Raw genomic sequence first — 20,501 nt, forward strand, 5'->3', positions numbered from 1 at the left:
ATGGGAAGTACAAGATACGATATGGACGCTCGTTTTGACAGAGCAAGAAAAGCTGGTTACGGATATAAGTCCGCAGGTGAAATTTTCACTCAGAATGCAAAAAGAATGGCACACGAATCTATGAATCCCAAAGGTGTTTCTTTCAGGGAATCCAGAGATTCCGAAGTACACCCGAATTCTGTTCCCATAATTCTGGGTCTGGACGTTACTGGCAGTATGGGACATATTCCTCACGAGCTTATAAAAGAAGGATTACCTAAACTGATGGGTGGAATTATCCAGGGCGGTGTCCCTGATCCAGCCCTTTTATTTCTGGGAATTGGGGACCATGAATGCGATGGCTATCCTTTACAGGTAGGACAGTTCGAATCAGGAGACGAAGAGCTGGATATGTGGCTTACCCGAACCTATATTGAATCCGGAGGAGGTGGAAATGCAGGCGAAAGCTATCTTCTGGCATGGTATTTTGCAGCTTTTCATACCAGAACGGATGCTTTTGAGAAAAGAAATCAGAAAGGAATTCTGTTTACGGTAGGTGACGAGCCTTGCCTCAAAACACTTCCGGCATCAGCTATCAGGGAAATTATGGGAGCCGGTCAGCATACCTATACTCATTTTGAGCTGCTGGAGGAAGTGAAAAAGCGATACGAAGTATATCATATCAATGTTTTGCATTCAGATCAGGCAATGAGAGCGGATAGGGGATGGAAAGAATTACTGGGGCAGAAATGTTTATCTATAGCCGATCATAGGGAAATTCCAAATATAATTAAAGGAATTATCTGCGATACATTTAAAAACAGAACTTTCAGATCTGCAGATAAAAACGGATTTGACGATATTCAAATGTTTTAAGCCATGAAAAAAGCACAAATAGTAATAGGCCTGGGTTTTGGTGATGAAGGAAAGGGAATCACTACGGATTTTCTTGCACAGCAGAACCCGGAGTCTGTTGTCATCAGGTTTTCCGGAGGCCAGCAGGCTGCACATACGGTGATGATTGGTGATAAAAAGCATATTCATTCCAGCTTTGCGAGCGGTGCGCTTCGTGGTCTGCCATCCTATTTTACGGAACACTGTACCATTCATCCTGTTTTTTTATTGAATGAGCAAAAAGAACTACAGGTGAAGAACGGAAATATTGAACTGCATATCCATCCATTGGCAAAAGTCACTACACCATTTGATGTATGGCAAAACAGGACCAATACGAAAAACCTGGAACATGGAACTTGTGGAAAAGGAATTGGTGCGACCATGAAACGACACGAAAGTCCCTATAAACTATTTGCTGCTGATTTGATTGCTCCGAGGGGAATGCTGATTGAAAAATTAAAAGGAATTGCCTATTACTATGGTTTTTTAAATGAGGATCAGATGAAAGAAGTATTAGATGATTTTTTAAACGCAGTAGACCAGATAGATTGGAAAATTGAGGATTATACCTATTTGAAATCATTTGAGAATCTCATTTTTGAAGGTAGTCAGGGAGTCCTTTTGGATATGGATCATGGTGTATTTCCAAATGTGACCTATGCAAATACCACTTCAAAAAATGCCTATGAGATCTGTAAGCTGCTGGAAATAGAAAATATTGAAATGTATTATGTGACCAGAATTTATTCCACACGTCACGGAAACGGCTGGATGAGCAATGAAAAGGAATTGATTCTGAAAAATAATGAAGAGGAAACCTGTGTTTTTAATGATTATCAGAAGGAACTTCGTTTTGGAGATTTGGATTATGATGTATTGAATTATGCACTTATTGTGGATGGATCTTATGTCGCGGTCACCGAAAAAAATCTTGTTATAACATGTCTGGACCAGTTAGATAAACAATTTAAAGCAGAGAATTTAAAAATAAAATTTGATAAAGTTTATGGGTCATATTCTCCATATTCAAAAGACTTTAAACAAATTTTTTAAACCAAATAATGGCTTTATATTTAGTGACAAAACCGAGCCAAAATAAATTAAAATGATGAAAACAAAAATATTATACAGACCGGTAGGAGAAAAAGAAATGATTCTGATCTTAGAAAGTGGGTACAAAAAATTTCCGCCAAGACTGGAATGGCAGCCTATCTTTTATCCTGTTCTTGATGAAAGCTATGCTTCAGAAATTGCTGAAAAATGGAATACGCGAGATGAGGCTGGAAACTATCTCGGTTTTGTCACGCGGTTTGAAGTACAGGAAGATACTGTTAATCAATATCAGGTTCAGAATGTTGGAGCAAGAAATCATAATGAGTTGTGGGTTCCATCGGAAAAACTGGAGAATTTTAACGATGCTATTGTAGGGAATATTGAGGTAATTTCTGTTTTTGTAGGAAATGATTTTAAGACGTCTAAAAATATCGGAATTACTAACCTTATTGCAAAATTGCAGAACTGATGAAAAAGATACAATACCTGAAAGGAGATGCTACCAATCCACAGACACAAGGAAATATCAATATTATTTCAAAGAATATTGATAAATTTTGAACAAAATAATTATATAAAATTATGAAAGTTTATAAATATAGATCAATAGAAAAAGATGTTTTTGATAGAGATTTCAAAACGATTGAGGATAACTCTTTTTATTCATCAAATTATAGTATGTTAAACGATCCTTTTGATATTTATTTTGATGAAGAAATATCCCAGTTAATAAATATTTTAAAAATTTTATTTCCTATTAAAGAGCTAGATAATTTTGAAAATCAATTTAGAGAAGTTTTAAAGTTCAAAGAAAAAATTGGTGTTTACTGTTTGAGTAGAGATTTTTTAAATGAACAGCTATGGGCTTATTATGCTAGCTCTTATTCTGGATACTGTATAGAATATGATTTAGATAAGCTAATGGATAGAGGACAAAATTTTGATTTTCAATATCAATTTGAAATTGATTATAAAGAAAGTATTCCAACATTGGATATTAATGATATTATCAACATAAAAAATAATTTTATTCAAAAAATGTTTGCCACTAAAAAATCTGCTTGGCAACATGAAAAAGAAATACGTTTAATTTTTGATAAGTATGGAATGAAAAAGTTCCATCCATCAGCAATTACAGGATTATATTTCGGAATTAAAACTCCAGATTTAATAAAACAATCTTTTTACAAACTTTTTGAAAATAGAGATGTTAAATTTTATGAAGTATTTCCATCAAATTTTGAATTAGATTTTAAGTTAATTAATGAAACGAAACGAAAATTAAAATTTGATATAAATAAGTTCGATTTTGAGATATTAAGATATAAGTTGAATTTATCTCATGAATCTTATTATATTTTTTATAAAAGTTCAAAAAATGAGTCAAATATTAAAGAATTTATTTTAGCGTTTAGGGAAAAATTTTGTATAAAAGAAAACACGTTATATGTTTTTGATAATAAAGAAGTAGAAGGATTAATTGATATTAATTCTAAAAATGATGAAGAATATATTAAATATGCTAATTCAATAATTACAGTTAGTGATAATTGGGAAGAAGCGGGAATTAATAATCCATATAAAGACTTTTACTACAAAGAAATTATAAATAAAAGATGAAAAAACTAACCATATTAAGCGGCGCCGGAATCAGTGCCGAAAGCGGAATAAAAACATTCAGAGACGGCGATGGTCTCTGGGAGAATCATAATATAACAGACGTTGCAAGTCCGGAAGGATGGCGAAAAGACAGAGCTCTGGTTCTGGAATTTTACAATCAGAGAAGAAGACAGCTTCATGAAGTACAACCTAATGAAGCCCACCAATTGCTCGCAGAATTGGAAAAGCATTTTGACGTTCAGATTATTACCCAAAATATAGATGATCTGCATGAAAGAGCAGGATCAACTAACATTCTTCATATTCATGGAGAGCTTTTCAAAGCGTGCTCGTGTAATAACAAAAGCCTGATCTATGAGCAGAAAGGAGATATCAATATTGGTGATAAAGCAGAAGATGGAGCCCAGTTAAGACCTTTTATCGTGTGGTTTGGAGAAGATGTTCCTTTGTACCAGACGGCTAAAGAAAAAGTAAAAGAAGCAGATATCCTGATTGTTATCGGTACTTCTCTGCAGGTATATCCGGCAGCAGGATTGATCCATGAGATCAAAGACGATTGTCTGCTGGTTGTGATCAACCCTAATGAAACAGGTTTCGGATACGGAAAAAGAGCAGTAGTTATGAAAGAATCTGCTACCAGAGGAATGAAATTGCTGTATGATAAACTGGTAAATCTTGCCTGATGGAAAATATTGTAAAAGCTGGAATTTTTGGAGTGTGCATTGGAGACGCGCTGGGAGTTCCGGTAGAATTTAAAAGTAGAGAAACCTTAAAAAGCTTTCCTGTTATAAACATGCAGGAGTTTGGATCCTGGAACCAGCCGAAAGGAACCTGGAGCGATGATAGTTCATTAACGCTTTGTTTAGCAGAAGAACTAACGAAAGGCTATAATCTGGAAAAGATAGGAGAAAGTTTTGTAAAATGGGTAAAATATGGACACTGGACTGCTCATGGAAGACTTTTTGATATTGGCGGAACAACACGTCATTCCATTGCAAGATTAATTAAAGGTGAAAGTGCGAAATTTTCAGGAAATATTTTTGAAGAAGATAATGGGAACGGTTCTTTAATGAGAATTCTCCCTTTGGCATTTTATCTTAAAGATGAAGAAAATATTGAAAAATTATATCAAACAGTAAAAGAAGTTTCAGCAATTACTCATGGGCACTTCCGTTCAGTTTTTGCTTGCTTTATCTATGTAATTTTTGTGATTGAATTAATCAAAGGAAGAGATAGAAAAGAAGCTTACATATATATGCAGGATACAGTTTTGGAATATTCAGTATTCCAAGGATTTAACCCCAGGGAAGTTGAGCTTTTCCATAGAGTTTTGAAAAATGATATTTCAGCTTATTCTGAAGATGAAATCAGAGGGAGTGGCTATGTTCTCCACAGCCTGGAAGCTTCCCTTTGGTGTTTCCTGAATTCTGAAACCTATGCTGAAGCAGTATTAAAAGCAGTCAACCTGGGCGAAGATACAGATACAACCGGAGCTGTCACAGGAGGAATTGCAGGAATCTATTACGGGTTTGAAAATATTCCTGGAGAATGGGTGAATGAGCTGGTAAGAAAAGATGATATTGAAGTTTTGTGTGAAAAGCTTCAGAAAAAATTAATACAATAAGAACATAATTATGAATGAAATAGAAAACAAAAGAATAAGCAAATTTCTGAGCCTTATTCTGAGGCATCAGCCTGAAACTATTCAACTAAAGCTGGATGAAAACGGTTGGGCAGATGTCAATGAACTGATAAAAAAATCTGCAAAAGGAAGAGTGCATTTCACTTTCGAAGATCTGGAAGAAGTTGTAGAGACTAACAATAAAAAACGTTTCGCGTTTAATGAAGATAAAAGCATGATCAGAGCCAGTCAGGGACACTCCATTGATATAGATCTCGCCTTGAAATCTGTACAGCCACCTGATTTCCTATACCATGGAACAGCAGACGCAAACATTTCTTCTATCTTAGAAAAAGGGATTGAAAAAAGGACCCGCCAGCATGTACATTTAAGTGCAGACAAAGAAACAGCTGCAAAAGTTGGAATGCGTCACGGAAAACCTGTTATTCTGACCATCAGAACTAAGGAAATGCATAAAGATGGAATACCTTTTTATCTTTCAGCAAACAACGTCTGGCTGACGGATTTTGTAGATTCAAAATATATTTCAAAGTAAAAAATGGGCAGAACATTAGTAATTGGGGATATTCATGGAGGTTTTAAAGCCTTAAAACAAATTTATGAAAGAGCAGAAATAACAGAAAATGATACACTTATATTCCTCGGAGACTACGTTGACGGGTGGAGCGAATCTTCTCAGGTTATTGAGTTTCTAATGGAACTTTCCGGAAAACAGGAATGTATTTTCATAAAAGGAAACCATGATGCATGGTGTGAAGACTGGCTGTCATTTGGAAAAGGGCCGGATGTCTGGCTTTTTAATGGCGGAAAGAGTACTGTTGAGAGCTATAATAGCTATTCGCCTGAAGATATGGATCTTCATCTTGAGTTTTTTCAGAGAATGAAACATTATCATGTAGATGAGGCGAACAGGTTGTTTATTCATGCAGGTTATTCCTCCATGCACGGTCCCGGAAAAGAAGTCTATTCCAGCAATTACCGCTGGGACAGAACTTTGTGGGAAACCGCTGTTGCAATGGACAAAAAATTAGCTAAAAACTCAGAGCTCTATCCAAAAAGGCTCCTTTTATATAATGAGATATTTATAGGACATACACCTACATTGGATATAGGAATAAAACATCCGGCCAATAAGGCGAATATCTGGAATATGGATACCGGGGCAGCTTTTACAGGCTCTTTGTCAATCATGGATATTGATACCAAAGAATTCTGGCAGAGCGATCCGCTTCCGGCTTTATATTCCAATGAAAAAGGAAGAAATGCATAGTAATAAAGAACCATCCTTAACCTTATAGACTTAAAAATCTATAAGGTTTTAATTTAATAATAACCTTTATACTTCACAGATCAAGCAAGCTACTCTAATTATTATTTAACATTTGAATTATAATGAAAATCTCAGATTTTCTTGCGTCTTAAAAATGCAAAGCCTTTAAAAATCTTTGCGCCCTTGCGTTATCCAACTCCTATTAAATACTCCAATTATTTTACTGTTTCCCCTTTCCCACCCAAATCATATTAAGTAATTTTGAAGTTCAAAAACTGCTTCAATGAAACTGAAATACCTCTTAATTTTCTTAAGTTCGTCCTTATTTTTTGCCCAGAATTCTTTTCTTACACCCTTTGAAAAAGGAAACGGGAACCAGACGGTTACCTATGATGAAATGAATACCTATTACCAGGATCTCGCTAAAAATTTCAATACCATTCAATACCTTAAAAAAGGAGAGGATGATAATGGGAAACCTATTTATGTGGTCATCTACAATCCTTTCCCTGAAAAGGATTTGGAAAAACTGGGAAAAGAGAAAGCTGTTCTCTTTGTCAACAACGGTATCCACCCGGGTGAGCCGGACGGAATAGATGCCACCATGATGCTCATGCGTGATCTGGCCACAAAGAAGTTAAAAACACCCCAAAACTTTATCATTGCTGCAATTTCTGCTTACAATATCAGCGGAATGCTGAACAGAGGTTCCCATTCCAGAGCCAATCAGAACGGTCCTGAACAGTACGGTTTCAGAGGAAACGCAAGAAATTATGACCTGAACAGGGATTTCATTAAAGCAGATTCAAAAAATGCCAGAAGCTTTCAGGAAATCTACCAATGGTTGCAGCCTGATGTTTTTATTGACAATCATGTGAGCAACGGGGCTGATTATCAGTATACTTTTACCTACATTTCAACCTTTAAAGAACGCCTCGGAAATACACTTGGAAATTATTTTTATAATGATTATCAGGCCAGAAATCTTGAGGATATGAAAAAGCTGGGTTATGAAAGTACCCCCTATGTAAATATTCACGGGGATGTGCCGGATGAAGGGTTTGCTGCCTTTGAAGACTCTCCCAGATATTCTACAGGTTACACCTCATTATTTAATTCGTTGGGAACTGTTCCGGAAACCCATATGTTAAAGCCTTATGACAAAAGAGTAGATGCCACTTACAAATACATGCTGGTGAATCTTCAGAATTTGGATAAAGATTATAAAAAGATAAAACAGCTCCGCCTTGAAAATTTAAAACAGTACAAAGCCGGAATGCAGTATGGAATCCGCTGGAAGATTGATTCTACCAAATTTTCCACAATGGATTTCAAAGGTTATGAAGGGAAATACAAACCGAGTGATATTTCCGGGAAACCAAGGCTGTATTATGACAGGAACAAACCTTTTACAAAGAAAATAAAGCTCTTTACCACAGCTGTTCCTACGGGATATATTAAAATTCCGAAATATTATGTCGTTCCACAGTCCCAGTACCGTGTGATTGATGAGTTGAAAAGAAGCAGAATTCAAATGAAAATGCTTCAGAAAGATAGTGTTGCAGCCGTTGAATCTTATAAAATCAAAGACTTTAAAACGGTGAAAAACCCCTATGAAGGACATTATCTTCATTTTGATACAAGTGTGGAAGCAACAACAAAGAACCTTACTTTTTCAGCCGGAGATTATTTAATTCCGACAGATCAGCCTGGAGTAAAATATATTATAGAAACGCTTGAACCTGAGGCTTTAGACTCATTTTTTAACTGGAATTTCTTTGACGGAATTCTTGCCCAGAAAGAATATTATTCTGCTTATATTTTTGAAGACACTGCTTCAGAGCTATTAAAGACAGATAAAAAGCTGAAAGAAGCCTTTGAAACGAAAAAAGCATCGGATAAAAAATTTGCGGACGATGGTACCGCCCAGCTGGATTGGATTTATAGAAACTCTCCCTATTTCGAAGAAAAAACATTCAGGCAGTATCCGATTTATAGAATCTTATAAGTAGATTTAATCTGATTTAAAATATTGATAATCAGTATGTAATTTACAGTTTTTACACGGACGAAATTAGGGTGTTTTTCCTGATGACTTTTGATTGTAATCTGACGAAATTTGCTTTATAAAACCAATAAAAACTATAGTTATGGCAACTAAAAAGCATTTTTTCGTTTCACTGGAAGGGGTGGACCTTTCCGATGAGCAATTGAAAAACATTGACAAAGGAATTCAGAATGTAGTTCTTTCTGAACTTTCAAAGATTGACAATACCCAGGCTTTTGGAGCCCACAGAGATTTCAGGGGATTGGTGAGACCATTGAAAATAAAAGACTGGTTTCCTTGGGGAATCATTATTTTCAAACCGGGAATTGAAATTCAGAACCAGCTGAAAGAAATTCAGGCCCAAATAAAAAGCTATGGAGGCTAATTCCAATGCTTCAAAAAAGATGTGTCCCAGTTATGTAGGAAAAGTTGGGGCACAGCTTTTTGGAGTGGTAGGTAAAGACGGTAAAGTACAGTTCATCACGCCTCTTACCGTTACAGAAGACTTTCTTGAACAGAATAAAGACAAAAACAGTCTTGAACAAAGATTCCGCTTTACCGGAAAATGTGTAGAAAAAGGCTGTGCACAATGGAACGCTGAAGAATCCAAATGTTCCCTGTCCCAAAAAGTTCAGAATTTAGATACCCATAAAGAAACCGAATTGTTCTTTTGCCCGATCCGTTCACAGTGCAGATGGTTTTCACAGGATGGAAAAGAAGCCTGTTTTTCATGCAATGAGGTAACGAGAAATATGGAGGAACTTCTTGTAAATGCCCGACAATAAAAAAGACGCTTCATATTGAAACGTCTTTTTGTTTTATTTTGGTAAGCCTCTTTTTAAAGCAATTTCTGCTCTTTTAACGGCCACTTTTTCTTTCCAGTCCATGTATTTCTTTTTGAAATTGGACTTCATGATATCATCAAATTTTCGCTGTACGGTAAGGTTCCATAAAGAATGAGCCTTTACTGCCCAGGACTTATCCCAGGCTCTCAGAGAGATTGAGAAGCTTCCGTCCAGATATTTCATCCAGTGCCACCATCCGGTAGGCATGAAAAGCGTATCACCATGTTCCAGGAAGCACTCAATTCCTTCAACACCATCAAGAGCAGGATATTTTTCGAAATCAGGATTGTCAATATCATAGTCTTCTAGTGCATACGTTGCATAAGGAAGCTGATACAGTCTTTCTCTCCATTTGTATTCAAATAACTTCACATGCTTTCTGCCATTGAAATGAGTATGGAAAATATGAGCCATATCAATATCAAAGTGAAGAAAGGTAACAGAACCTTTTCCTCCGAAAAACATGGATGGATATTTATCTAAAAATCCGCCCATCAGTTCTTTTGGCGAAATATAATCTTCCAGTAGTTTTCCGGCATGTTTTATAGGGTCAAAAAAGAAAATTCTCAGATCGGTAGGCTCTCTTTGGATAAGATCTATATAATCTGCAAATTTCATTTTTGTAGTGGGCGTATTGATGGGAGCTGCAGGATCGGCTTTTTTAGAGTCATAAAGAGGAACTTCTACATCACCTACCACTTCCTTCATATAGTCCATTGTCCATTTCTGGTAAGCAGGCCAATTTCTTGCCATATTTTTGATGACAACGGGCCTTCTTGGCTTTAGATATTTTTCTGTAAACTCTTCCTGAGTAATATCATCTACAACATCTATAGGCTTTAAAATAATTCCCATTCTATAAATTTTATGTTACAAAATTATTAAATAAATATATATGAATCAGTGTTTAAGTTTATTTTAATCTATGATTCAAATCATTTTTAACTATTTAGACTAAATAAGTATTTTAAAAATTATTCTTTTCCGGAAACATCCACGATTTTCCTTATTATAAGACATTTTCTTTTCAAAAATATTACATTCTGATAAAAAAACGAATGTATCAAATTTAGTTTTTTCAATCAGATTTTAAAGAATTTACATACCAAACAGGGTATTGAAATGAAATTTGCATATCCTTTTTTAATATTTAAATCTTGAACTCCATCAGAAGACTGTGGAATATAAAAATATCACTAATTTTATAGTGTTAAAAATTTAACCTTTACGTATAAAATACATCTCTATAACAAAATAGTGTAACAAAAAACACAAGCTAGAAACTAATTAAGCAAATAATAAATTATGAAAGGAAAGATTTCTTTATTTCTGATGCTTTTTTTCACCGTGCTCACATTTGCACAGAAAACAGTGTCAGGAAAAATTACTGATGAAGACGGATCCGCTATTCCCAGTGCAAGCGTTACCATAGAAGAGCCAGGCAAAGATGCTATTCTGGCATATGGAATTACCAATTCCAAAGGAGAATATAAAGTAACATTTACCTCTTCGGAACCGAATGTAGACCTGAAGGTAAAAGCCTTCAACCAAAAACCACTGACCAAGCAGATAAGCAACAGCGATCAGACACTGACATTTAAAATGCAGTCTGAAGCGACAGAAATAAAAGAAGTCCAGTTAAAAACCAAAATGATCACGGCAAGAGGAGACACCATTGCCTATGACCTGAAAGCCTTTGACAGTAAAAGTGACAGAACCCTTGCTGATGTAATGAGAAAAATTCCGGGGATTGAAGTCAATAAAGACGGAAGTATTCTTTACCAGGGTAATGCCATCAATAAATTTTATGTTAACGGAAAAGACTTGATGGAAGGAGGTTATGGAACCATCAACAACTCACTTCCGAAAGATGCTGTTCAGAAAGTCGAGGTTCTTGAAAACCACCAGCCGGTAAAGATTCTTCAAGATAAAGTACCTTCCGACCAGGCAGCGATCAATATCAAACTGAAAAACTCAGTTACCATGACCGGAAGAGGAGAAGTGGGAACGGGTTTCGGTGAACCATGGCTATGGAATGTAAAACTTACGCCAATGTTTTTCGGACAGAAAAGCCAGTGGGTTGTTAATTACAAGACCAATAATATGGGTGAGCAGGTAGAAAATGAAGGAAATATCCTGGCATTCGGAAGCGGATGGGAAGGAAAAAGGATAAATGCAGCCCAAAATGATTGGCTGAATGTGGAAAATGCAAGCACTCCAAACCTTCCTGTAAAAAGATATCTGATGAACAGTGTACATTATCTGTCTGCGAACTACCTTACTAATATTGATAAAAAGAAGGAATGGGAACTTAAAGCCAATGCCAATTATACCAATAATGCTGTTGAAAGAGAAGATATTGTAGAAACAATATACAGCCCAAGAAATGATAAGCCCGGCTCTACAATAACAACAAGCACCAGAAATAATTTCTATACTGATAAAGTGAAAGGAGAACTGATCTTTACCAAAAATGCAAAGAAAGGATTCTTTAAAAATACAACAAGTTTCAGTCAGTTCTGGAATGCGGACAGAGCTGTTGCTACAAGAGTGGGAAGAATTGGAAACGAGGCTGTAGAATCTCCTACATCATCTTTCCAGAACTCATTAAGTACAATCATACCTTGGAAAGAAAAAATGGTTAATTTTAAATCATATATCAGTTATCAGGATGATAAGCAGACTCTTGAGGTTTCTCCCGCCAATTATCTGCAGATTTTATATAAAAACCCTGTAGTAGATTCCGCAACGGCAATCAATTTTGCTCCGGGAACATCTGTAATCCAGAATTTCAGGTTGAAGACTTTAGAAACATCTCATTCTGCCAACATCAGTTTTTCAAAGAAGGGATGGACCTTTACACCTCAGGTAGGACTTGATTTTTCATCAAAAAACCTCAATACGCGGTTTAACGGAACAGCAATTCCTAATCCGGATATTCCGAATGATGTAGCCCCGAGTTTTGACGGACCTGCCTATGAAAATGATCTGAGATTTACAGAGTTTAACCCTACGGCATCATTGGGAATAAATTATAAATCCGAAGCATGGAGCCTTTTTGCCAATGCTCCGGTAAATTTTAACAGTATTAAAGCTGAGGATGATCTGAGAAATGTTCATAAATCACTTAATAAAACTACATTCACTCCAAATCTATTCGTTCAGTATTCCTTTGCATCTTTCTGGAAAGCAAGTCTGAATGGAAATATCAGTAATAATTTTGGTGATGTTCAGTCTGCATATGCTGGTTATATGCTACAAAGCCCGGGTGGATTTAGCGTAATGGATCCGAATAACCCTATCCCTCAAACCAACTCAAAAAGTGCCGGTTCAAGAATTGAATACAGAAACCCACTGAATAATTTATTTTTTAATGTGAATTACTCTTTAAGCGACAGTAAGAAAAACCTTCTTGCATCTCCAATACTTGATATTAATACAGGATTTACATTAATCCAGTACAGAGAACAGGAAAACCACGCAAAAAGCAACAGATTAGGTATTGAAGTAGGTAAATATTTTCCAAAATTTAAAACAAATGCCTCTGTGAGCTACAGCAATACATTGTCTAAGTCGGATGCATTCCTGGATAATATTCAGTACTTAAGTAAAAATAATACCCAATCCTATGGGTTTAAATTAAATAACACTTATTTCAGCTGGATGAGTTTAGATTATACTCTTAATTTTTCCAGAAATAAGCAGGATAATGTTGGGTTGAACGATAGAGGAGGAAGATTGGGAATCAATAAAGGTTTTAACCATAATTTAGGAGCATTTTTCTATCCGATAGAAAACCATACTATAGGATTCAACTGGGATCAGGTTAATACAAGTGATGGACAAAATAAATACAACAATGCTTTCTATGATTTGTCCTATCAGTTTACATGGGCTAAAAAGAAAATTGATTTTGAATTGAAATGGATGAATATTGCCAACAGAAAAGTGTTTGAAACATACAATATCAATCAGGTGACAAATAGTGTTGCTTACACAAGAGTACAGCTTCGCCCAAGCCAGGTCATGTTCACAGTAAAATTCAATTTTAAATAAAAATAAAAGAAAACCAATCTCACCGAGATTGGTTTTTTGTTTGAGATATATTCTGCCTTTCTAAAAACTCTGATGATCAGCAGACGGGCCGTAGCTTCCGGGTAAAGGAATATTATTCATCCTGTAATAGACTCCCAGTTGTGCTCTGTGATGTGTGATCTGGTTCAAAGAATGACGGATAGAGCCATATTTACTCCATTTTGCCACTTCCTGGCCATTGTTTTTTAAAGCCCAGCTGTCATTGAGGTTTTCTTCATTTGCATTATTAAGGGCCTTTTGAGAAGATTCATAATTTTCGTCCAGCACTTTAAGAAGATCTTCTTTTGTAGAAAGATTCTTGGGTATGTAATCTCCTTTGGCAAAATCAAGATCTGAAGTTTTCAGCATCGTATCCGGCCATCCGAAAATTTCAGAAATATGAGTGGCAAGAGGCATCATTTTCATGCTTTTTTCGTGAGGAGCAAAGTCGTTTTTCCCTTCAGGATAAGCTTCAAAAAATTTCCTGGTCGTCTGGTACTCTGCTTCAAGTTCATCTTTAAATTGTGATAAAGTATCCATAATATTTTGTTTTTAAGTACTTAAAGGTATGGCTTTTAGGATGGAAAATGTTTTAAGGAAATCATAATTTATTCTACTCATTCTAAAGTAAACTGTAAAATGTTCAGTTTAAAAAGCATAGCAGTGTGATGAATGTGAAATGCGAGTATTGTTTTGATAATCAATTGAATATAAAATACTTAATGAAAATATTAAAAATAAACTGTAACATATTTCATGAATCGATAACTAATTATATAAACATTACTACAATGAAAAAGCTATTTTCTGTATTCTTTATCGCTCTTTTTGCCTTTGCATCAGCACAGGACTCCAAAGAATCAAAAGAAACAGCAAACCGGTTCTTTTATGAACTGACTTTCAAGCCGAAGAAAGATTCTACCAAGCAGGACAAGGTAGTTGCTATTTTAGATATTACAAGCAAGAAATCAATCTATCAGGATTATACAATTCCCGCTCAGGATTCCATTATCAAAATTGCTGTTGAAGAAATGGAAAAAACAAAAACCTGGAAAGATGTAACGAAACTTATTAAGATGCCTAAATTTTCGTATAAAATTGTTAAAACTTATCCGGAAATGAAAGAGCAGTATATAGACAGGGTAAGTATGAACTTATTTGGATATGATGATGATATCAAATTCAATTGGAATATTCTGCCGGAAAAAGAAAAAGTAGGAGAGTACAATACACAAAAAGCAACGACAGAGTTTGGGGGAAGAAAGTGGACCGCTTGGTTCAGTACCGATATTCCTTTTCAGGATGGACCATACAAATTTTATGGTCTTCCCGGTCTGATTGTTAAAATTGAAGACTCGGAAAAAAATTATTCTTGGAAGTTAAGTGGAAACAGAAAGATAGCAAACTATGAGGAACAGTCATATTCAGATAAGATTAATGCTAAATATGGAATACCTCAGACTGTAACGCCAACAACAAAAGAAAAATTTGAGAAAGCTTATGCAAGTTTTAAGCAGGATCCATTGGCGGAAACACGACAGAGAGTTACTCCGGAAATGATGAGTATGAAAATGCCGGGATCGGATATGACAATTGGCGAAATGATGAAAAAGCAGGAAAAAATAGCTAAAGATTTCTTTAATGCCAATGATAATCCTATAGAAGTTTCTTCTTCACAAAATCAGGAGAAAAAGAAAAAATAAGCATTCATATCAACTAAATTATATTTTTAAAATCAACCCGGATACAGCAATGTGTTTGGGTTGATTTCTTTCATACCTGCTGTTATTTAGATTAAATTTAAATAGCGTATATTTGCCCTTACAAAAAATCAGGCTTTGAAAGAGATGGATTTACATAAATTAAGCAGCTTCCCTAAAAACAAAATGGGGAAGATTTTGGGTTATGATAATGACCACCTGAGAATGCCCAACAAAATCATAGAAATGGGGCTTTTACCGGAAACCATTTTCAGGATATTGTACCAGGCTCCGTTCAATGGTCCCATGTATGTAGAATTTGGAGAAGAAAAAAGCCGTATCGCTCTTCGTGAAGAAGAAGGAGATTATATCATTGTTGAAGAATTGAATTAATGCAGGAAAATAAGAAAAAACAGGTCCTTTTGGTCGGGAACCCGAATGTAGGAAAGTCTACGGTTTTCAATGCACTGTGCAACAAGAAACAGAAGACCGGAAACTATGCAGGGGTTACTGTTGCCAGCCATTCCGGAAACTACACCTATAAAAATGAGGAAGTTGAGGTGGTAGATCTGCCGGGTTCGTACAGCGTCTACCCAAGTTCTGAAGATGAAGCTATTTTTTCCAAATTTCTTATTGATGAGCAGAAAAATTATGAAGGGGTAATTTATATTCTTGAAGCGCTAAGCCTAAAAAGAGGATTGCTTCTTTTCCAGCAGATACAGGATTTAGGTATTCCCATGATCTTAGTGGTCAATCAGATTGATCAGGCAAAAAGAAGAGGAATTACCATTGATATTCAGAAGTTTTCCGATGCTTTGGGGATTAAAATTATCCAGACCAACGCCAAAGAGCAGATTGGAATAGATGAGGTGAAGGAAGCCGTTCTGAACAACGGATTTAAAAAAGCAGACAAAATCTCTTTTGAAACACCGAACGAACACAAAGATTTTATTCAAAAAATAGCAGCTCATAAAGGTCTTGATAACGAATACAAAGCCTGGATGAGCCTTTCTTTAGGGTCCGATCCCGGAAGAATAGAATCAATAAAAGACCTGTTGAATGAACCGGATACTAAAAGCCTGGTTCCGAAAAGACTACAGGTTCAGGAAACCGTAAGAAGATATCAGAATGTAGATAAAATATTAGCAGATGTAATTTCTAAAAAAGCCCAGTTCAAAGAACTTCTGACAGAAAAACTGGATAAAGTGCTTGTTCACAAATTCTGGGGCTATGTAGTTTTTATGGTCATCCTGCTGATTATTTTCCAAAGTGTTTTCTTCCTTGCAGAATACCCGATGAACTGGATTGACGATTCATTCTCCTGGCTGGCTGCATTTACCGGAGAACATTTGCCGGAAGGTCCAATTAATTCACTGATTTCAAGTGGAATTATTCCGGGGATTGGAGGAATTGTGGTGTTTGCACCCCAAATCGGTATCCTATTGTATTTTCTGTACTTATTGGAAGACTCAGGATATATGGCGAGAGTTGTATTCCTGATGGACCGCTTATTGCGGCCTTTCGGACTGAACGGAAAAAGTATTGTGCCGCTTGTATCGGGAACTGCCTGTGCTATTCCTGCCGTAATCTCTACACGAAATATTGAAAACGTAAAAGAAAGACTGCTGACCATACTGGTTACGCCTTTCATGACCTGCTCAGCAAGACTTCCGGTCTACAGTATCATTATCGGGCTTATTATTTCAGACGGATCGTTCCTTGGAATTAAATATAAAGCGCTGGTTTTGATGGGAATGTATCTTTTAGGTTTCCTTGTAGCTTTGTTTTCAGCAGCTATTCTTAAGAGATTTATCAAAAATAAAGACAAAACTTACCTGGTAATGGACTTACCGACCTATAAAAAACCACTTTTCGGATACGATCTTAAAATGGTTCTGGGTAAAGTCTGGGATTTCGTAACCGGAGCGGGAAAGATCATTTTTATAGTAAGTATAATTGTATGGTTTTTAAGCTATTTTGGTCCTAAGCAGAATCCAGATCAGTTTGTGGCAACGAATGTAGAGCTGGACCATTCTTATCTGGCAAAAATGGGTAAAGGAATTGAACCCCTTATTGAACCTCTTGGTTATGATTGGAAAATGGGAGTGGGAATTCTGACAAGTTTTGTTGCAAGAGAAGTTTTCGTGGGAACCATGTCTACGCTCTACAGCCTTGAAGATGATGCCCCTGAAGTGAAAGTGATTGATAAGATGAGAAGAGATGTGAAACCAAACGGTGAAAAAGTTTTCAGCTTTGCAACTGGAATTTCCGTACTTTTATTCTATGCATTTGCAATGCAGTGTGTTTCCACCCTTGCAGTAGTCTACAGAGAAACCAAAAGCTGGAAATGGACCGGCTTTCAGGTAGCGATGATGACCGGTTTGGCATATTTTGTGTCGTTGATAGCCTATCAGATTTTAAAATAATGGATACCTCATTAATTTTTCAGTATGTAATTATTATACTGATCGTTGCATTTGCCTGTTACTCTTTATTTAAAGTACTCAGAAAAAGCTTTGCACCGAAAAAATTCAGCTCTAAAAGAACCAACTGCGACAAAGACTGCGGGTGTTCCTAATCATATTTTTAAGTTTATAATTGAAAAAATAGTAGTATTTTCATGTTTTGAAACTAAAATTATTTCAAATTGCATCTTAAATCATTAATTGCTGTATTATTTTTTCTTTTCACAGTGCTGGCAAAAGCACAGACAGATACAGCCAAAATCAAATCTTATGCAGATCAGGTCATGGTCCGGGTAAACCTTGACACCAATATCGAGAAATATGTTTTTACGGAAGGCCCTGAAGATAAGCCGATAGAAACTATTTTTACGATCAATAACAAAACAAGAGCCTCTTTTTCCATTGATTACAGAATTATAAGTGCAACTGTCTCATTTACCCCAAGTTTTCTGCCGGGTAATAATGATGATGAGCTTAAAGGCAGCAGTTCTTACGCAGACTTCAGATTCAGGTTTTTTCCGAAAAAATTCATTCAGACCGTTTATTACAAAAATGTAAAAGGGTTTTATATGGAAAATATGAGCGATTTCTTCCCCGAATGGAAAGAAGGAAGAGACCCGTATATCCAATTTCCTGATCTGAGAGTTCAAAGTTTTGGGGGATCTACAGCGTATGTTCTGAAGGATAATTTTTCCCTGAAAAGTATTTATACTCAAGGCGAATGGCAGAAAGAAAGCCGTGGAAGCTGGGTGCCCATTGTAGATTATGATCTTTCAATATTTAGAGATATTTTAGACGGAAGGAAAGGGAAGGAGACCCAATATAGTTTCGGAGCCAGCATGGGATATTTTTACAACTGGGTACCCGGTGCAAAAAAAAGAGTGAATATTGCTCCCAATATTTCGCTGGGATTAGGAGGAATGTTTTCCAGCAGCTGGGATATTCTTAGTGATGGTTCAAAAGCGAATAAAGTAAATACGCAATATCTCACCATCAGATTTGCTACAGGACTTCATATAGGTTATAATACAGACCGGTTCCTGTTCGGAGGAAAGTTCAATGTCAACGCATATGCTTACAATGAAAAAAGAGACCAGAGTGTACAAAACAATAATATATACGGCTTGCTTTATATAGGCTACCGTTTTCCACCACCGAAGGTTATTAAAAGGAATTATGATAAGGTTCAGAAAAAAATTCCCATCTTATAACTTATTAGGTCTTTTAAGTATCTTTGCCGTGAATACAACCAATTAAAAAAATAAGAAACAGAATGTCACTAATAAAATCTATTTCAGGGATCAGAGGAACGATCGGCGGAAAAGTAAATGATAACCTGACCCCTCTGGATGTGGTGAAATTTGCATCAGCATTCGGAACATGGCTTCAGAATACACAGAATAAAAAGAATTTAACCCTTGTCATAGGAAGAGATGCCCGTATTTCCGGGGAAATGGTTTCTTCACTGGTAACGGCAACCCTGCAGGGATTGGGAATTAATGTAGTGGATTTAGGACTTTCTACAACACCAACAGTGGAAATAATGGTTCCTGAGCTTAAAGCGGACGGAGGCATTATCCTTACCGCTTCCCATAACCCGAAACAGTGGAATGCTCTTAAGCTATTAAATGGCAAAGGAGAGTTTATCAGCGGCGAAAACGGAGCAGAAGTACTGGCATTAGCTGAAAGTGAAGATTTCAACTATGCTGAAGTAGATGATCTTGGAAAATATGAAACAAGAAATGATGCTTTTGATATTCATATCCAGCAGATCCTTGATCTGCCGATGGTAGATGTTGAAGCCATTAAAGCTAAAAAATTCAAAGTAGTACTGGACGCCGTTAATTCTACAGGAGGAATCGCAATCCCGATGCTTCTGGACAAACTTGGCTGTGAAACTGTTAAATTATATTGTGAGCCAAACGGACACTTTCCGCACAATCCTGAACCTTTAAAAGAACATTTGGGAGACATCTGCGAGCTTGTAAAAAAAGAAAATGCAGATTTAGGGATCGTTGTTGATCCAGATGTAGACAGACTTGCCCTGATTGACGAAAAAGGGGAAATGTTCGGAGAAGAATATACTCTGGTTGCCGTAGCAGATTATTTATTGAAACATAAAAAAGGAGCAGCTATTTCCAATCTTTCTTCCAGCCGTGCTTTAAGAGATGTTGCAAGAAGCCACGATTCAGAATATTTTGCAAGTGCTGTAGGAGAAGTGAATGTAGTAAACCTGATGAAAGAGAAGAATGCAGTAATCGGAGGCGAAGGAAACGGAGGGGTCATTTATCCAGATCTTCATTACGGAAGAGATTCTTTAGTTGGAGCCGCATTATTCTTAACTCATCTGGCTAAAGAAAACAAAACGGTGTCCGAATTAAGAGCCGGATATCCTGAATATTTCATGGGTAAGAAGAAAATAGAACTGACACCGGAGATTAATGTAGATGATATTTTAGCCAAAATGGAAAAAGAATATCAGAATGAAGAAGTTTCTACCGTAGATGGCGTTAAGATAGACTTTGAAAAGAACTGGGTTCACCTGAGAAAGTCCAATACGGAACCAATTATCAGGATCTATACTGAAGCTCACTCACAGGAAGAAGCCGATAAATTGGGAGACGATATCATTGCTAAAATTAAAAGCTTAATTTAAATAAAACAGGAACGGAACAGAAATGCTCCGTTCTTTTTTTGCAGAAAAACAGGTAAAAAAGTCACGTGAAAACTATTTAACCACAATTTGCGTTTTTTATCCACAATCCTTTTATCTGTTTTCTTTTTTTACTATCTTTAATATAGAAATTTATGAAAAATTAATTCAAAAAAAAGTTGCAACTTTGCATAAACATTTGAATTTCAGTTTCAGAAGTTATTATTAATTAAAAAGTTTGCCGGGGTTTGTAAGT

Annotated in this window: 19 protein-coding genes; 17 read left to right on the plus strand and 2 right to left on the minus strand. The window is 36.1% G+C overall.

Annotated features, from left to right (window positions below):
• The 11 genes from ACQWU4_RS10600 to ACQWU4_RS10650 all read left to right on the plus strand — a co-directional run bounded on the left by ACQWU4_RS10600 (nucleotide 1) and on the right by ACQWU4_RS10650 (nucleotide 9,293).
• The gene (locus tag ACQWU4_RS10600; RefSeq protein WP_429935736.1) at nucleotides 1–855 is read left to right on the plus strand and encodes a hypothetical protein; all 855 of its coding nucleotides are present in this window, start codon (nucleotides 1–3) and stop codon (nucleotides 853–855) included.
• A 3-nt stretch (nucleotides 856–858) separates the two neighbouring features.
• Nucleotides 859–1,929: an adenylosuccinate synthetase gene (locus ACQWU4_RS10605; protein WP_429935737.1), complete on the plus strand. Its 1,071-nt coding sequence runs from the start codon at nucleotides 859–861 to the stop codon at nucleotides 1,927–1,929.
• Nucleotides 1,930–1,981: 52 nt separating this feature from the next.
• Nucleotides 1,982–2,398, plus strand: a complete 417-nt coding sequence (locus ACQWU4_RS10610; protein ID WP_429935738.1) for an ADP-ribosylation/crystallin J1 — start codon at nucleotides 1,982–1,984, stop codon at nucleotides 2,396–2,398.
• A 113-nt stretch (nucleotides 2,399–2,511) separates the two neighbouring features.
• A complete protein-coding gene (locus ACQWU4_RS10615) occupies nucleotides 2,512–3,549 on the plus strand; it encodes a DUF2971 domain-containing protein (RefSeq protein ID WP_429935739.1) in 1,038 nt (345 codons plus the stop codon).
• A complete protein-coding gene (locus ACQWU4_RS10620; RefSeq protein WP_429935740.1) occupies nucleotides 3,546–4,232 on the plus strand; it encodes an SIR2 family NAD-dependent protein deacylase in 687 nt (228 codons plus the stop codon). Before ACQWU4_RS10615 ends, ACQWU4_RS10620 begins: the two co-directional genes overlap by 4 nt.
• Complete coding sequence (locus ACQWU4_RS10625; protein ID WP_429935741.1) at nucleotides 4,232–5,173, plus strand: ADP-ribosylglycohydrolase family protein; 942 nt, start codon at nucleotides 4,232–4,234, stop codon at nucleotides 5,171–5,173. The genes ACQWU4_RS10620 and ACQWU4_RS10625 overlap by 1 nt, the downstream gene beginning before the upstream one ends.
• 10 nt (nucleotides 5,174–5,183) lie before the next feature.
• Nucleotides 5,184–5,726 (plus strand): RNA 2'-phosphotransferase, encoded by a 543-nt coding sequence (locus ACQWU4_RS10630; protein WP_429935742.1) that lies wholly within the window; start codon nucleotides 5,184–5,186, stop codon nucleotides 5,724–5,726.
• Between the two features lie 3 nt (nucleotides 5,727–5,729).
• Nucleotides 5,730–6,461 (plus strand): metallophosphoesterase family protein, encoded by a 732-nt coding sequence (locus ACQWU4_RS10635; protein WP_429935743.1) that lies wholly within the window; start codon nucleotides 5,730–5,732, stop codon nucleotides 6,459–6,461.
• A 283-nt stretch (nucleotides 6,462–6,744) separates the two neighbouring features.
• Nucleotides 6,745–8,469 carry a hypothetical protein gene (locus ACQWU4_RS10640; RefSeq protein WP_429935744.1) on the plus strand — a complete coding sequence of 575 codons (1,725 nt, stop codon included), beginning with the start codon at nucleotides 6,745–6,747 and terminating at the stop codon, nucleotides 8,467–8,469.
• 142 nt (nucleotides 8,470–8,611) lie between these two features.
• Complete coding sequence (locus ACQWU4_RS10645) at nucleotides 8,612–8,893, plus strand: hypothetical protein (protein WP_429935745.1); 282 nt, start codon at nucleotides 8,612–8,614, stop codon at nucleotides 8,891–8,893.
• Nucleotides 8,883–9,293, plus strand: coding sequence for a hypothetical protein (locus ACQWU4_RS10650; RefSeq protein ID WP_429935746.1), 411 nt, complete (start codon nucleotides 8,883–8,885; stop codon nucleotides 9,291–9,293). Before ACQWU4_RS10645 ends, ACQWU4_RS10650 begins: the two co-directional genes overlap by 11 nt.
• 33 nt (nucleotides 9,294–9,326) lie before the next feature.
• Here ACQWU4_RS10650 and ACQWU4_RS10655 read toward each other — a convergent pair whose 3' ends face one another.
• Entirely contained in the window at nucleotides 9,327–10,208 is an 882-nt protein-coding gene (locus ACQWU4_RS10655; protein ID WP_429935747.1) for a cupin-like domain-containing protein, read from the minus strand.
• A gap of 450 nt (nucleotides 10,209–10,658) precedes the next feature.
• Here ACQWU4_RS10655 and ACQWU4_RS10660 point away from each other — a divergent pair, with 450 nt between their 5' ends.
• Nucleotides 10,659–13,409, plus strand: a complete 2,751-nt coding sequence (locus ACQWU4_RS10660) for a hypothetical protein (protein WP_429935748.1) — start codon at nucleotides 10,659–10,661, stop codon at nucleotides 13,407–13,409.
• 60 nt (nucleotides 13,410–13,469) lie between these two features.
• Here ACQWU4_RS10660 and ACQWU4_RS10665 read toward each other — a convergent pair whose 3' ends face one another.
• Nucleotides 13,470–13,967, minus strand: a complete 498-nt coding sequence (locus ACQWU4_RS10665) for a DinB family protein (protein WP_429935749.1) — start codon at nucleotides 13,965–13,967, stop codon at nucleotides 13,470–13,472.
• Nucleotides 13,968–14,218: 251 nt separating this feature from the next.
• Here ACQWU4_RS10665 and ACQWU4_RS10670 point away from each other — a divergent pair, with 251 nt between their 5' ends.
• The 5 genes from ACQWU4_RS10670 to glmM all read left to right on the plus strand — a co-directional run bounded on the left by ACQWU4_RS10670 (nucleotide 14,219) and on the right by glmM (nucleotide 20,248).
• Complete coding sequence (locus ACQWU4_RS10670; protein WP_429935750.1) at nucleotides 14,219–15,130, plus strand: GLPGLI family protein; 912 nt, start codon at nucleotides 14,219–14,221, stop codon at nucleotides 15,128–15,130.
• A gap of 144 nt (nucleotides 15,131–15,274) precedes the next feature.
• Entirely contained in the window at nucleotides 15,275–15,520 is a 246-nt protein-coding gene (locus ACQWU4_RS10675; RefSeq protein WP_429935751.1) for a FeoA family protein, read from the plus strand.
• A complete protein-coding gene (gene feoB, locus ACQWU4_RS10680) occupies nucleotides 15,520–17,553 on the plus strand; it encodes a ferrous iron transport protein B (protein ID WP_429935752.1) in 2,034 nt (677 codons plus the stop codon). The genes ACQWU4_RS10675 and feoB overlap by 1 nt, the downstream gene beginning before the upstream one ends.
• Nucleotides 17,554–17,774: 221 nt before the next feature.
• Nucleotides 17,775–18,803 (plus strand): DUF4421 family protein, encoded by a 1,029-nt coding sequence (locus ACQWU4_RS10685; protein WP_429935753.1) that lies wholly within the window; start codon nucleotides 17,775–17,777, stop codon nucleotides 18,801–18,803.
• Nucleotides 18,804–18,865: 62 nt separating this feature from the next.
• Nucleotides 18,866–20,248, plus strand: a complete 1,383-nt coding sequence (gene glmM / locus ACQWU4_RS10690; protein WP_429935754.1) for a phosphoglucosamine mutase — start codon at nucleotides 18,866–18,868, stop codon at nucleotides 20,246–20,248.
• Nucleotides 20,249–20,501: the final 253 nt, after the last annotated feature.

The sequence above is a fragment of the Chryseobacterium sp. MIQD13 genome, assembly GCF_050496705.1.
Taxonomy (GTDB): Bacteria; Bacteroidota; Bacteroidia; order Flavobacteriales; family Weeksellaceae; genus Chryseobacterium.